This window comes from Neobacillus sp. NPDC093182 (assembly GCF_044754045.1).
Genome location: NZ_JBIVOI010000001.1, coordinates 269,638 through 283,285 on the forward strand (window position 1 = coordinate 269,638; position 13,648 = coordinate 283,285).

The 13,648-nt window shown below is 38.7% G+C and carries 15 protein-coding genes; all 15 read right to left on the reverse strand.

The genetic code is table 11. The features are described from left to right. Positions 1–15 precede the first annotated feature (15 nt). Positions 16–390, reverse strand: a complete 375-nt coding sequence (gene aroH, locus ACIQAA_RS01405; protein ID WP_402613988.1) for a chorismate mutase — start codon at positions 388–390, stop codon at positions 16–18. A 19-nt stretch (positions 391–409) separates the two neighbouring features. Continuing rightward, on the reverse strand, positions 410–1,480 hold the full coding sequence (aroB, locus tag ACIQAA_RS01410) for a 3-dehydroquinate synthase (RefSeq protein ID WP_402613991.1): 1,071 nt from the start codon (positions 1,478–1,480) through the stop codon (positions 410–412). Next, on the reverse strand, positions 1,480–2,652 hold the full coding sequence (gene aroC, locus ACIQAA_RS01415) for a chorismate synthase (RefSeq protein ID WP_402615575.1): 1,173 nt from the start codon (positions 2,650–2,652) through the stop codon (positions 1,480–1,482). Before aroC ends, aroB begins: the two co-directional genes overlap by 1 nt. A gap of 241 nt (positions 2,653–2,893) precedes the next feature. Then, complete coding sequence (ndk, locus tag ACIQAA_RS01420) at positions 2,894–3,340, reverse strand: nucleoside-diphosphate kinase (protein ID WP_402613994.1); 447 nt, start codon at positions 3,338–3,340, stop codon at positions 2,894–2,896. Between the two features lie 157 nt (positions 3,341–3,497). Beyond that, positions 3,498–4,460 carry a heptaprenyl diphosphate synthase component II gene (gene hepT, locus ACIQAA_RS01425; protein ID WP_402613996.1) on the reverse strand — a complete coding sequence of 321 codons (963 nt, stop codon included), beginning with the start codon at positions 4,458–4,460 and terminating at the stop codon, positions 3,498–3,500. A gap of 44 nt (positions 4,461–4,504) precedes the next feature. Continuing rightward, entirely contained in the window at positions 4,505–5,209 is a 705-nt protein-coding gene (locus ACIQAA_RS01430; protein WP_402613998.1) for a demethylmenaquinone methyltransferase, read from the reverse strand. A 4-nt stretch (positions 5,210–5,213) separates the two neighbouring features. Further along, the gene (locus tag ACIQAA_RS01435) at positions 5,214–6,035 is read right to left on the reverse strand and encodes a heptaprenyl diphosphate synthase component 1 (protein WP_402614001.1); all 822 of its coding nucleotides are present in this window, start codon (positions 6,033–6,035) and stop codon (positions 5,214–5,216) included. 174 nt (positions 6,036–6,209) lie between these two features. Continuing rightward, entirely contained in the window at positions 6,210–6,446 is a 237-nt protein-coding gene (gene mtrB / locus ACIQAA_RS01440) for a trp RNA-binding attenuation protein MtrB (RefSeq protein ID WP_402614003.1), read from the reverse strand. Positions 6,447–6,458: 12 nt separating this feature from the next. After that, entirely contained in the window at positions 6,459–7,025 is a 567-nt protein-coding gene (gene folE / locus ACIQAA_RS01445) for a GTP cyclohydrolase I FolE (protein WP_402614006.1), read from the reverse strand. Between the two features lie 140 nt (positions 7,026–7,165). Beyond that, positions 7,166–7,438 carry a non-specific DNA-binding protein Hbs gene (gene hbs / locus ACIQAA_RS01450; RefSeq protein WP_034676225.1) on the reverse strand — a complete coding sequence of 91 codons (273 nt, stop codon included), beginning with the start codon at positions 7,436–7,438 and terminating at the stop codon, positions 7,166–7,168. A gap of 362 nt (positions 7,439–7,800) precedes the next feature. Then, positions 7,801–9,279 (reverse strand): stage IV sporulation protein A, encoded by a 1,479-nt coding sequence (gene spoIVA / locus ACIQAA_RS01455; protein WP_402614009.1) that lies wholly within the window; start codon positions 9,277–9,279, stop codon positions 7,801–7,803. 326 nt (positions 9,280–9,605) lie between these two features. After that, positions 9,606–10,316 carry a hypothetical protein gene (locus ACIQAA_RS01460; protein WP_402614012.1) on the reverse strand — a complete coding sequence of 237 codons (711 nt, stop codon included), beginning with the start codon at positions 10,314–10,316 and terminating at the stop codon, positions 9,606–9,608. Positions 10,317–10,346: 30 nt separating this feature from the next. Further along, on the reverse strand, positions 10,347–10,532 hold the full coding sequence (locus ACIQAA_RS01465) for a DUF2768 domain-containing protein (RefSeq protein ID WP_307194636.1): 186 nt from the start codon (positions 10,530–10,532) through the stop codon (positions 10,347–10,349). Positions 10,533–11,070: 538 nt separating this feature from the next. After that, positions 11,071–12,126: an NAD(P)H-dependent glycerol-3-phosphate dehydrogenase gene (locus ACIQAA_RS01470; RefSeq protein WP_402614015.1), complete on the reverse strand. Its 1,056-nt coding sequence runs from the start codon at positions 12,124–12,126 to the stop codon at positions 11,071–11,073. 22 nt (positions 12,127–12,148) lie between these two features. Further along, entirely contained in the window at positions 12,149–13,459 is a 1,311-nt protein-coding gene (gene der / locus ACIQAA_RS01475; RefSeq protein ID WP_402614018.1) for a ribosome biogenesis GTPase Der, read from the reverse strand. Between the last annotated feature and the right edge of the window lie 189 nt (positions 13,460–13,648).

The following is a 13,648-nucleotide window of genomic DNA, read 5'->3' on the forward strand; positions in this document are numbered from 1 at the left end:
TTTATTAATATCTGTCTATTTAGTCAAGGTATTGCCTAAATCAGGTCGTAATGCCTTTGCCCCTCCTAAATAAACATGAACAATCTCTTCCTGTGGTACGGCCGTATTTACGTGCAGCATGACTCTTACACAAAACGGCAGAGCATTTGGCACTGCCAATTCTCTCATACACATAACCGGTACGTAGGTCCAGCCAGGAAATTTACGCAGTGCTCTTGCTGGGAAAGCCGCGTTTAGGTCATCCGTAGTTGAAATGAAAACAGAAGCAACCTGCTCTGGAAGGATATTGTTTCCTTCGATTACTTGTTTTAAAAGCTCTTCTGTTGCTGATATGATTACTTCTTCGGAATTGCAATCAACGGTGACTGCACCCCTCACCCCTCTAATCATGAAAAGCTCCCCCTTGTTTTTAGAGATTCTTGATACGTTCTAATAAAAATTCATCCGAAAGCTCTTGAAGTTTTGGCTGCCCAATTTGCTCTAATAAGACAAAATTTACTGATCCACCGGATGATTTTTTATCCTGCTTCATTTTTGACAGCAGGCGATCAGCTGATAAGTGAGCTGGTATCTCTGTTTGATACCCAAGTCCTTGAACCCATGAAATAAACTCATCCGTTTTAAAGGATAGCCCTGAAACCTCTTTGCTAAGCTTTAAAGCGAAAATCATTCCAATCATTACTGCTTCACCATGTGTGAAATTACCGTAACCCATTTCAGATTCAATGGCATGTCCTAGTGTATGACCAAAATTTAAGAAAGCACGGATTCCTGTTTCTTTTTCATCCTTAGACACAAATTCATTTTTGATTTGAATCCCTTTTGTGAGTGATTCAAATAATTGTTCAGAGGTTAAGGCATTAAGATGATGAATTTCGGTCTTTAACCATTGATAAAAGTCAGCATCATAAATAAGGGCATGTTTAATAACCTCTGCAAAACCAGAACGAATTTCTTGATCAGGCAGCGTATTGAGCAGTTCAAGGTCATAAAAAACGGCCTCTGGCTGATGGAAAGCCCCAATCATATTTTTTCCTAGAGGATGATTAATGGCCACTTTCCCTCCAACTGCGCTATCATGCGCGAGAATGGTTGTTGGAATTTGGATAAATGGTATTCCTCTCATAAAAGAAGCTGCAACAAAACCTGATAAGTCCCCTACTGCACCACCGCCAAATGCGAGAATAACAGATTTTCGGTCCAGGCGGTGTTCTAATGCCATGGATAAGGCTTCATAGTAGACCTCGAACGTTTTTGCTTTCTCACCGCTAGGAGCAGTAAAAATAACTGAATTCCATTCAGACAAGAGCGGTATTACTTTTTCCAGATGTATTTTCGCAACTGTTTCATCTGTAATAATTAGTATTCTAGTCAGATTTGTAAAATGATTATTTAAAAAATGGCTGATTTCAGTTCTTACACCTTCGCCAACAAACACCTCATAGCTTTTGGAGCTCGTTTGAATTTGAATCGTCTCCATTAAAATTCCCTCGCGTATTCACGCTGACGTTTAATTTCGGCTGCGAATGTATCGAAGCGATCACTATTAAATTGTTCTATGAGAGAATTAGCAAGTTCCCATGCGACAACATTTTCTGCCACTACTGCAGCTGCAGGAACAGCACAGCTGTCTGAACGTTCAACACTTGCCGAAAAAGGCTCTTTTGAATCGATATCAACGCTCATAAGAGGCTTATATAGGGTTGGAATGGGCTTCATTACTCCGCGCACGACAATTGGCATCCCCGTAGTCATACCGCCTTCAAAACCGCCTAGACGATTTGTCTTGCGAGTATAACCATTGTCTTGATCCCAAACGATCTCATCATGTACTTCACTTCCTGGCTTTCTTGCTGCCTCAAAGCCGATGCCAAACTCTACTCCTTTGAATGCATTGATACTCACAATCGCTGCTGCCAGCTTTGCATCTAATTTTCTATCATACTGGACATAGCTGCCCACACCAGCAGGCATACCCGCTGCAATTACTTCGACAACGCCGCCGATAGAATCACCATTCTTCTTAGCATTGTCAATTGCATTCATCATGTCTTGCTCTACTTCTGGGTCAGCACAGCGTACAGGTGAAAGCTCTGTCCTTTGCTTTAATTCCTCAATGGATAAATTAGAATCAGTACTTGCCTTTACACCGCCAATCTCAACTACATGAGAAACGAGTGTAACGCCAACTAAAGATAAAAGCTGCTTTGCAACTGCACCTGCTGCTACTCTAACAGTTGTTTCCCGGGCAGATGAACGTTCTAAGACGTTTCTCATATCTCGATGCCCGTATTTTATTGCTCCATTCAAATCTGCATGTCCAGGTCGCGGCCGGGTTATTTTACGTTTAACTTCATCCTCTTGTCCCTCTTCTAATGGATCGGCTCCCATAATTTTTGTCCAATGCTTCCAATCATTGTTCTTTACTACTAGAGCAATCGGAGATCCAAGTGTTTGTCCATGTCGAACTCCTGATAAAATTTCGACAGTATCTTTTTCGATCTGCATTCTTCTGCCGCGGCCATACCCCTGCTGCCGCCTTGCAAGCTCAGTATTTATATCTTCAGCCACTAATGGCATCCCTGCTGGAAGTCCCTCTAGTATTGTCGTTAATTGTGGACCGTGTGATTCTCCAGCTGTTAAATATCTCATTCCCATTACACTTTCCCCCTTCAACTCATTAAAGGATTTTTATAAATATACCATAAACAGACAAATAAACCTAGTATAATTATCTGAAAATAGCATAAATTGCTTGATGATTATTTATCTAATGATAATAATAGATACTCTATTTGTACACTATTGTTTCTAAAATATTTTTATTTTTTCAAATGTATACGCATACAAAAAGGCACCTGTATATACTATACAAGTGCCTCTTTTATCTAAATTAGTAAATCCATTCGTTAACTAGTTTAGAGTATTCTACCACTCCGCCATCTTTAAAAAACAATCCAATTTCACGCTCTGCACTTGCAGGCGAATCCGAACCGTGAATAACATTCTTTCCAACAGTTAAGCCAAAATCGCCGCGAATTGTACCAGGTGCTGCATCCTTAGGATTGGTTGAGCCCATCATTTGACGTGCAGTAGCAATAACATTTTCACCTTGCCAAACCATAGCAAAAACAGGACCAGATGTAATGAAATCTACTAATTCACCAAAGAATGGACGTTCTTTGTGCTCACCATAGTGTTCTTCAGCAAGTTCAGTCGGGATGCTCATTAATTTAGCGCCTGCTAATTGGAAGCCCTTTTTTTCAAAACGAGCTACGATTTCTCCGATTAAATTACGCTGTACACCATCAGGCTTCACCATTAAAAATGTTTTTTCCATGAATTCCACTCCTAATATAGTATGTATAATAATTGCCATAGTGGGACAATCCATCAAGATGTTATCATTTTTTCGAATATTTCGCAAGTCGAAAGCGCCCTCATTCACTAAAAAGCAAAATAAAAAGAGAGAAAACGATTGTTTTACTCTCTTCCCTCTAATATTTACGCCGCCCAATAAATTTAGCGATATCACGCAGTGTCTTTTTAGCTTTATTAGCCGGAAGCTCTTCTAGCACCGCAAGCGCCTTATCTAAGTACATATCACTTAATGCGATGGACTTTTCAATTGCACCGGACTCTTTAATTAGATTGATAATCTTTTGAATCTGAGCTGGTTCGATATCCTGGTGAACCTTTTCGATCTCATAGCGAATAGTTTCATTTTCCATCGCATAAAGTGCAGGAGCTGTAATATTTCCCTGAAGTAAATCACTGCCTGCAGGCTTTCCAAGCTCCTCTTCGGAAGAGGTAAAATCCAAGATATCATCTGTAATTTGAAATGCCATTCCAACATAGTAGCCAAATAGATACAGTTTCTTGTGTATTGATTCTTCCACATCAGCAGCAATCGCACCCAACTGACAACTTGCAGAGATTAGCAATGCCGTTTTTCTTTTGATTCGTCGCAAATAATCCCTGAGATGTTGATTAAAACGATACTTATCTTTGATTTGTTGAATTTCACCAACCGTTACTTCAACAATCGTATTAGCTAGTATCTTATGAGCTAAGGGCTTATTAATATCACTCATCAGCTCAAGAGAAAGTGCAAAGATAAAATCGCCCGTATACATGGCGGTTTTGTTGTCCCATTTTGCCTTAACGGTCGGCTGTCCTCTTCGTAAATCCGCATCGTCAATTACATCATCATGAACAAGCGAAGCCATATGAATGAGTTCTAGAGCAACCGCAACGTTTTTCATCACATTAATATCGTACCGTCCAAACTTTCCAGCCAATAAAACAAAAACAGGCCGAATTCTTTTCCCACCTGCCTGCAAGGTATGCAAAGAAGCCCGTTTCAAAAAAAGAGAATCCGCTTGGATCGTCTCTTCCAATTTTTTTTCGATTGTATTAATATCTGAATTCAAAAATGAATACATCATCTTTAATTTCATTTGTATTCACCAGCTTTTCGTCCTGTTTACAAATCTAAATAGAATTACTTCTTATATCCAATATGAACCGCCGCTGCCCCGCCGCTATATGGTTTATAAAACACGTCCTTAAAGCCGGCAGTCTCAAACATTCGGGCCAATTCTTTCATACCTGGGAAACTGCGTGCCGATTCATTCAGCCAAGCATATTCCTGATAACTCTTAGCAAATAACTTACCAAACAAAGGCATGATAAATTTGAAATAAAAATAATAAAGCTGTTTATAACCAATTAAGGTAGGCTGGGAGGTTTCAAGGCAAACTGCAATCCCTCCTGGCTTTAATACGCGATTCATTTCTTTTAAAACTTGAAGGTAATCAGGTACATTTCTTAACCCAAACCCTATTGTAACATAATCAAAGCTATTATCTGGGAATGGCAGTTCCATCGCGTTACCGTGTATTAGGTTCACCTGTTTTAGACCTAGTTTTTTTACCTTTTCAATCCCAACATTTAGCATATTTTGACTAAAGTCCAATCCAGTAACCTCACCGGAAGAACCCACGGCTTCAGCTAGAGCAATCGTCCAGTCTCCTGTTCCACAACATACATCCAGCGCTTTCGAACCTGGCTTGACATTCATCCTTCTCATAGTGTCCTTACGCCATTTGATGTGCTGCTGAAAACTAATAACCGAGTTCATTTTATCGTAGTTATCGGATATTTTTTCAAAAACCTTATGAACTCGTTGTTCCTTAGATTGCTGCATATGCTTACCCTTCTTCCACTAAAGTTTTCACAATTGGTTGATGTTCATTAATGATCGAAGTAATTCTAGCTTCAAGCATATCATTTAAATATGGCAGCTGACTCGTTCCCTTTATCAGGAATTGTTTTGAAGAATCAAGATAACGATCACAAATGACAAGCAAATCACTTTGTTGTTTATCTGACAGATTTTTTATTGAGCGATTAGTATTCACTATGGTTAATTCTTTTAACGTTTCGAACACTACGCTGCTTCCAGCCTCCATAAAAAGCCTTTTCTCATGTAGTAAACGCTTGAAAAAGAATAGTTTAGCAATAAACTCATTCCACAAGTCCACTTTAAAACATTCGGAGAATTTCACAAGTAAAGAACTTTCAATTTTCTTTATACTTGTCATTAGATTTTCAATGCTGTTTAATTCTTTTTGATAAATGGAAATTTTATGTTCATTAATTTCTTTTATTCCTTTAGAGAGTTCTTTTATCATGTTGATATCTTCAGACTCTGCCAATAATTTATAATACAAGCCGCTATAATAATCCCCAGCGAGGACCGTTAATTGTCTATTTATCTCATCTACTGCAGCGTTAGATATATGCTCATGGGTATCAAGGGCAATTTGAATCAGCATGGTTGTCATCGCATAATTTTTCATCTCATTGTAAGACAATTCGAGTCGATCCATAATGGACACGAGAATAAGCAGTTTATCTTCATCTATTACTGGCGTCTCAATATATTTTAGCAAGTAAGGATGAAATACTTTTTGCTCAACTTGCTCCTTAATGTCTGTAAATTTTTGTCGAATGTCTGGCAATTTAATCACCCTTGCTTCCCCGAATTTATATATTTATGACGATCCTTTTGTTTAAACAAGGCAGTGACAATTATATCATAAAAGCGTTTGTATGGGCAGAAATTCACAAAATAAATACATTTCTAGCGTAAAGAAAGAAGAAGACTGACTAAAAATAATTACAGGCAATTAAAATATTTATCACTATTTTTTCATTTCACTTTCCATTTCGCCAAAATGCGTCATTATTTTTGCATTTCCCCTGATTTTAATCGCTGATGTATGTTCGGTGAACTGGGCGATCAATACTTCCCCTTTATCAAGCTTTTCAGAATGATGAAATTTTGTATCTGTTCCTCTTGTCAAACCAATCACATTCACACCATCATCAATTGCTTTTATCACAACAAAGTCACTACTTTGTGGTTGTCTTTTTTCCATAGTATCACCCCATTAATTCTTAATTAACGATAGTATTTCTGAACGAGCAATGGTATCATTTGCAAGATTACCGCGAACTGCTGTTGTAACTGTCTTTGAACCAGGTTTTTTTACCCCGCGCATTGTCATACACATATGTTCCGCCTCAATAACCACCATTACTCCATGTGGGTCTAATTTTTCCATCATACTATCAGCAATGGTAGAGGTAATTCTCTCTTGCAGCTGAGGTCTCTTTGCGACAGCTTCCACCGCCCTTGCTAATTTACTCAATCCTGTTACGCGGCCGCCTTTAGGAATATATGCTATATGTGCTTTTCCAAAGAAAGGTACAAGATGATGTTCACACATGGAATAGAATGGGATGTCCTTAACCAGAACTAACTCTTCATGGTCTTCACTAAATATGGTTTCGAAATGTTTTTTCGGATCTTCATTCAGACCGCTAAAAACCTCTTCATACATTTTTGCTACTCGTTTCGGCGTATCAAGAAGACCTTCTCTGCTCGGATCTTCGCCTATCGCCGTTAATATTGTACGCACCGCTTCCTCAATCTGCGTGCGATTCACTTCAGTCATGCATATTCCCCCTACTATGTATCAAACAAGTATATATGACAAATACATATTAGCACAACCGTGGTTTTGTTCAAAGTACATAGAAAAAAGGTCATGGAGTGTTACCATGACCTTTTTGCCGAAGCAATAAATTTATGTAATTATTTTACTGCATCTTTAAGCGCTTTACCTGGTTTGAAAGCAGGAACTTTGCTTGCACCAATTTCGATTTCCTCACCAGTTTGAGGATTACGTCCTTTACGTGCCGCACGTTCGCGTACTTCAAAGTTACCAAAACCGATTAATTGGACTTTATCACCATTTTTCAAAGCATCTAGAATTGAATCAAAAACAGCATCAACTGCTTTTGTAGCGTCTTTTTTAGAAAGTTCGCTTGCTTCTGCAACTGCGTTAATTAGTTCTGTCTTGTTCATGCTATTCACCTCCTCCCAATAATATAAGTTAAGAATCGTAAATAAGATTACTTATCTACATTTCTAAACAATTTTTCTTATTTCTATACGTCATAGCGCAGTTTTATTGGCAAAGTAATCAAAAATTACAGTTTTTGATATTTTAATCTACTTTTTTAATAAGAAACCTTATTATATAAAGGTTTTAAGCACTAGACGTGAGTCTGTTAAAAGATTATCACAATCATTTACTCTTATCAAGAATATTTCATGAAATAATGGTAATCTTTTCTTCATTTCTACAAATTTCTCCTTTTTTTTGACGAACTTGGTTGTTTTTTTTGTAAAAATAAAAAGAAGACTCCAAATTGGAGTCTCCAGGATTAAAGAATTATTGCAATCAAACCGCCAGATCCTTCGTTTATGATTCTCTCTAATGTTTCTTTTAGTTTATACCTTGCATTCTCTGGCATTAAGGATAGTTTCGCTTGAATACCCTCTCTAACGATGGAGCTTAACGAACGTCCAAAAATATCAGAATTCCAGATGGACAGTGGATCATCCTCAAAGTCCTGCATTAAGTAGCGGACTAACTCTTCACTTTGCTTTTCTGTTCCGATAATAGGAGCGAACTCTGATTCAACATCGACCTTAATCATATGGATCGATGGAGCTACTGCTCGAAGCCTCACTCCGAACCTTGCACCTTGGCGGATAATTTCCGGTTCTTCCAGACTCATATCTGATAATGACGGTGAGGCAATACCGTAACCTGTCTGTTTCACCATTTTTAAAGCATCTGATATATGATCATACTCCGCTTTTGCATGAGCAAAATCCTGCATGAGCTCAAGGAGATGGTCTTTACCCCTAATTTCTACCCCGACGATTTCTTTTAAGATGTCATCGTAAAGTTCATCTGGAGCAAATAAGTCGATTTCTGCAACCCCTTGACCCATTTCAATTCCGGCTAATCCCGCCCTCTCAATGTAGTCAAAGTCGCTGAATTGCTGCACGACCCGGTCAACATCTCTTAATCTCTTGATATCTTTAACCGTTTCTTTAACTGCTTCTTGATAGCTTTCACGCAGCCAGTGATTCTCTCTCAATACCATTACCCAGCTAGGAAGATTAACATTAACCTCTAGCACAGGAAACTCGTATAGAGCCTCTCTAAGAACGTTAAGTACATCACTGTCGCGCATGCTTTCAACACTCATTGCCAGCACAGGAATGTCATACTTTTCCGCTAAGCTGGACCTGAGTGTTTCCGTGCTCGGGTGATATGGCTGAGCACTATTAACAACCATAATAAACGGTTTGCCCACTTCCTTCAGCTCATTGATCACTCTTTCCTCAGCTTCGATATAATTACTTCTAGGTATTTCACCAATTGTGCCGTCAGTAGTCACCACTACACCAATCGTAGAATGCTCTTGAATGACTTTCCTAGTTCCAATTTCAGCAGCTTCATGGAATGGAATCGGCTCTTCATACCAAGGAGTCGTAATCATCCTTGGACCATTTTCATCCTCATACCCTTTAGCACCTGGAACCGTGTAACCGACACAATCAACCAGTCTAATATTAACATTAAGTCCTTCGTCAACATGGACACTAGCAGCTTGATTCGGAACGAACTTGGGCTCAGTTGTCATGATTGTTTTTCCTGCAGCACTTTGAGGAAGCTCATCTACGGTTCTAGATCTCTCTGCTTCGTTGTCTATATTGGGTAAAACCACAAGCTCCATAAATTTCTTAATAAATGTGGATTTTCCTGTTCTTACAGCTCCTACTACTCCTAAATAAATATCACCGCCGGTTCTTTCGGCAATATCTTTGAAAATATCAACCTTTTCCAAGTGATCCCCTCCCGATCATAGAGTAAAGTGGGATAATATTATCCATCAAGATATTTTTGGACAATATATATTTATGACGTTGTCCTACATTGTTATGACAGTTTTTAAAAATATTTTTACCCCCTTAACTATTTATTCCTTGAATATGCTAGTATCTGTTGTGTCTGAACAGTTGATTGAATGAGGGTTTATGGTAAAGTAACACGGGAGAGACTCCTAAACCGTATGTCTTTAACCTGATTGGTATATGACAATTATGTGCCCAAAAAAAACCCTTCTCCTACAATATATTTCGAAGGAGAAGGGTTATGACTATTTGATATTACTTATTGCTTTAAAAAAACTGGTTCGTTTGTCTCAGGATCCACTGTATACGGTAAAGAATAGGCGGGAACAAACATGGAATCCTCCACAAGAATATTACGAATATCCTCGCCAGGTATTACCTTCTTGTCCGATTTCTTTAACTCCTGAAATAAATCTTGACGGTAATCGACGTAGACTTCCGCGTCTGTCGTTACTACAAACGGCAGATTTTGATTAGAGTATGGACTAATGGCATATGGCTCCTGCTTATACCCCAATTCGTTAAAATCAATTGTATATACATTATCAGCAATTTTTTCTTTATATGGCGGGTAGCCATTGGATTTGATTCTCAGATTAATATCACGAATGGTATCAGCCATTCTCAAGTCTAATAGTTTTACGGTTGGGTTGGTTTCAACATCTACAAGGACATATTGAAAGATCCCGCCGCTTTCAAAGGCATTCCCTGGAGGCTCTGCCATATATTTAGGAGCAACTTTTTTAAATTCAATTGGGTATTTTTGATAGATTGGAGTCACAGCATCTCTTGTTTTTATCGGCAAGATTCCGCCATTATCCTCCTTAAAAGAATTTACCGCTTGTTGAACTGCAGCGATTTGGTCTGTATATGGGATTTGATTTTCCGCTAACTTCTCAGATGGATACATACATCCGGATAAAAACAAAGAAGTTACAATGATCAATGTGACAACGGCCTTCCAATTCATACAATCACCTATTTTTTCTTTTTTCTGTATTTATGTAAAAAGGACAATAACCAACGTGATTCCCGAAATGATTAAAAAAATGTAAGCAAGAACCGCAGTAAAAAACTTTAGGATTCCTGTTAACTTATAACGGCTCAAATAAATTGTAATAATAGCAAGAAACATAATTCCCATTCCTGCAATCGATATCCACATTTTCAACATACCTGGTGACATCAGGACACCCCCTTTATTCCGAAAGCTATTATAACATATGGATGGTGCTTTCATAAAAGTTTTGTTTTTTTACATAAAGGAAAAAAGGAATTCTTGTTAAAATAACGTGTTGATTTGTGCGGAAGGCACGAAGACTCCTCGAAAATGCTATCGCATTTTCTTCGTGCGTGGGCGGACTCGAGGATGTAATTCAATGTCCTGCAGGAGTACGGAGCAGGTGAGACCCCACAGGCGCTACAGCGCCGAGGAGGCTCACCGCAACGCCTGCGGAAAGCGAAGTGCCTCGTGACAGGCAAAGACCGCCTGTCTCTGCGGTGATTATTCAAGGAAGCTTTCCTTAGTGGAGCACAAATCAACACACCCCATCAACAACAAAAAAACTGAAGTAAAGAGGGGCGAGTTCCTTACTTCAGTCTTAGTGACTAAACAACCCAAACATTTAGGTTCATACTACACGTGTGCTTCGCTTGCATTGTATGCAACAATGTGGGGAAACGCACTCAATGAATGCCTATTTTTCAGTGAAAAATACACAATTTTAATCTTCAAGGTTTCTTTCTTCAAGAATATTTACTAAATCTTCCATTTCATGAGTTTTTCCACGTGCCATTAATACATCAACTGCATCTTTTGCATTTTTTCCATTAAATAAAACATCATATAGGGCAAATGTGATCGGCATGCTGACCTCATACTTATTGGCAAGCTGATAGGCTGCTTTCGTTGTCCTAACTCCTTCAACAACCATACCCATGTTATCGAGAACCTCATCAAGGTTTTTTCCTTTACCAAGCAGATTTCCCGCTCTCCAGTTCCTTGAATGGACGCTTGTACAAGTTACAATTAAATCCCCTATTCCCGCTAAACCAGAAAAGGTTAACGGGTTAGCTCCCATTTTTGTTCCGAGTCGCGCTATTTCAGCTAATCCTCGAGTTATTAAAGCCGCTTTTGCATTATCACCATACCCCAGCCCGTCCGTTATTCCGGCAGCCAAAGCAATGATATTCTTTAATGCTCCGCCAATTTCAACCCCTATAACATCAGGATTGGTATAGACTCGAAAATTATGGTTAATAAACAAATCTTGTATCTCTTCCGCTGCAGCCATATTTTCTGACGAAACCGTTACAGTTGTCGGGTGTCTCAGACTAACTTCCTCGGCATGACTTGGACCTGAGAGGACAACCACTGCCTTTAATAGCTCACTTGGCATTTCTTCCTCTATCAGTTCCGATATTCTCAAAAGGGAATCGGGCTCAATCCCTTTACTAACATGTGCAATGGTCAAAGGTGAGTTTTGAACGGTACGTATTTTCCCAAGTACTTCGCGAATTGCTTTCGTCGGTACCGCTAATATCACCGTTTTGATTCCAGCTAAAACGTCACTCAATGAAGCATAACCGACAATTAATTCAGGTAAATTGATTTCTGGCAAGTATTTCTTATTTGTATGGAACTGATTGATTTCCTGCACCTGAGATTCATTATGGCTCCACAACCGGACTTCATGTTCATTGTCTGCAAGGACCATCGCAAGTGCAGTCCCCCAGCTCCCTGCTCCAATAACGGCTACAGCTTCTTTTTTTTCCTGCATTTAGCTCACTCCCACCGTAAAATTATTTTCTTTCTCTTGCATAAATTTTTATCGGGGTTCCCTCGAATCCAAATGCTTCACGGATTCGATTTTCTAAGAAGCGCTCATAAGAGAAATGCAATAATTCTGGTTCGTTTACAAAGACGACAAAGGTTGGCGGTTTCACCGCTACTTGCGTCGTATAATAAATCTTTAATCGACGACCTTTATCCGTAGGTGTTGGATTCATAGCTACCGCATCCATAATTATATCATTTAAAACGCTGGTTTCGACACGCATTGCATGGTTTTCACTAGCAGTATTGATCATTGGAAGCAGCGTATGAATGCGTTTCTTGGTCTTTGCAGATAAGAAAACAATTGGAGCATAACTTAGGAAGAGAAAATGCTCTCTAATTTTTTGCTCAAGTTCCTTCATTGTCTTTTCATCTTTTTCTACCGCATCCCACTTGTTGACAACAATCACAATTGCCCTCCCAGCTTCATGTGCATAACCGGCAATTTTCTTATCCTGTTCTATGATTCCTTCTTCTGCATTAATGACAACTAAAACAACATCAGATCGTTCTATTGCCCTTAAGGCACGAAGTACACTATATTTTTCGGTACTCTCATACACTTTTCCTTTTTTCCGCATTCCAGCCGTATCGATAATGACATACTTATCGCCATTATATGTATACGGTGAATCCACGGCATCTCTTGTTGTTCCAGCAATATCACTTACAATGACACGGTCTTCTCCCAAAATTGCATTCACTAATGACGACTTCCCAACATTAGGCCGGCCTATTAAAGAAAATTTAATGACATCTGCATCATAATCCTGTCCCTTGTTCTTAGGGAAATGTTTAGCTGCCTCATCTAGAAGATCACCTAATCCAAGACCATGAGAGCCTGATACAGGTATAGGTTCACCGAATCCTAATGAATAAAAATCATAGATTTGTTCACGCATTTCAGGATTATCAATTTTATTAACAGCTAATACAATGGGTTTTTTTGATTTATATAATATCTTTGCAACTTCTTCGTCTGCAGCCGTTACCCCTTCTCTGCCATTTGTTAAAAAAATGATAACATCTGCCTCATCAATAGCTACTTCTGCCTGTTGACGAATTTGCTCGAGAAACGGTTCATCACCAATATCAATTCCACCCGTATCAATGACATTAAAATCATGTGTCAACCATTCTCCTGAGCTATAAATTCGATCACGTGTCACTCCTGGTATATCCTCAACGATGGAAATTCTTTCTCCAACAATTCTGTTGAAAATAGTTGATTTTCCAACATTTGGTCGTCCTACAATGGCTATAACAGGTTTTACCATTATAATCGCCATCCTTTCATCCATATATTTATCAATATTTTGTTATTATTATCGTTAAAGCAGAGAAACTCAATTTTTATAATTAAGCAGTTGCGTACTAATGATAAAGAAACCCTTCTTTGAAGAGAAGGGTCTAACCATATTATTTTAGCAATGTTAGTCCTTTACCGCAATCCAAAACATGGAAGA

Coding starts and splice junctions, on each gene's coding strand:
- aroB (WP_402613991.1), bottom strand. CDS start 1,480: ATGGAGACGATTCAAATTCAAACGAGCTCCAAAAGCTATGAGGTGTTT.
- folE (WP_402614006.1), bottom strand. CDS start 7,025: ATGACTGAAGTGAATCGCACGCAGATTGAGGAAGCGGTGCGTACAATA.
- hepT (WP_402613996.1), bottom strand. CDS start 4,460: ATGAAATTAAAGATGATGTATTCATTTTTGAATTCAGATATTAATACA.
- ACIQAA_RS01465 (WP_307194636.1), bottom strand. CDS start 10,532: ATGTCACCAGGTATGTTGAAAATGTGGATATCGATTGCAGGAATGGGA.
- der (WP_402614018.1), bottom strand. CDS start 13,459: ATGGTAAAACCTGTTATAGCCATTGTAGGACGACCAAATGTTGGAAAA.
- ndk (WP_402613994.1), bottom strand. CDS start 3,340: ATGGAAAAAACATTTTTAATGGTGAAGCCTGATGGTGTACAGCGTAAT.
- ACIQAA_RS01430 (WP_402613998.1), bottom strand. CDS start 5,209: ATGCAGCAATCTAAGGAACAACGAGTTCATAAGGTTTTTGAAAAAATA.
- aroH (WP_402613988.1), bottom strand. CDS start 390: ATGATTAGAGGGGTGAGGGGTGCAGTCACCGTTGATTGCAATTCCGAA.
- mtrB (WP_402614003.1), bottom strand. CDS start 6,446: ATGGAAAAAAGACAACCACAAAGTAGTGACTTTGTTGTGATAAAAGCA.
- hbs (WP_034676225.1), bottom strand. CDS start 7,438: ATGAACAAGACAGAACTAATTAACGCAGTTGCAGAAGCAAGCGAACTT.
- ACIQAA_RS01470 (WP_402614015.1), bottom strand. CDS start 12,126: ATGCAGGAAAAAAAAGAAGCTGTAGCCGTTATTGGAGCAGGGAGCTGG.
- aroC (WP_402615575.1), bottom strand. CDS start 2,652: ATGAGATATTTAACAGCTGGAGAATCACACGGTCCACAATTAACGACA.
- ACIQAA_RS01460 (WP_402614012.1), bottom strand. CDS start 10,316: ATGAATTGGAAGGCCGTTGTCACATTGATCATTGTAACTTCTTTGTTT.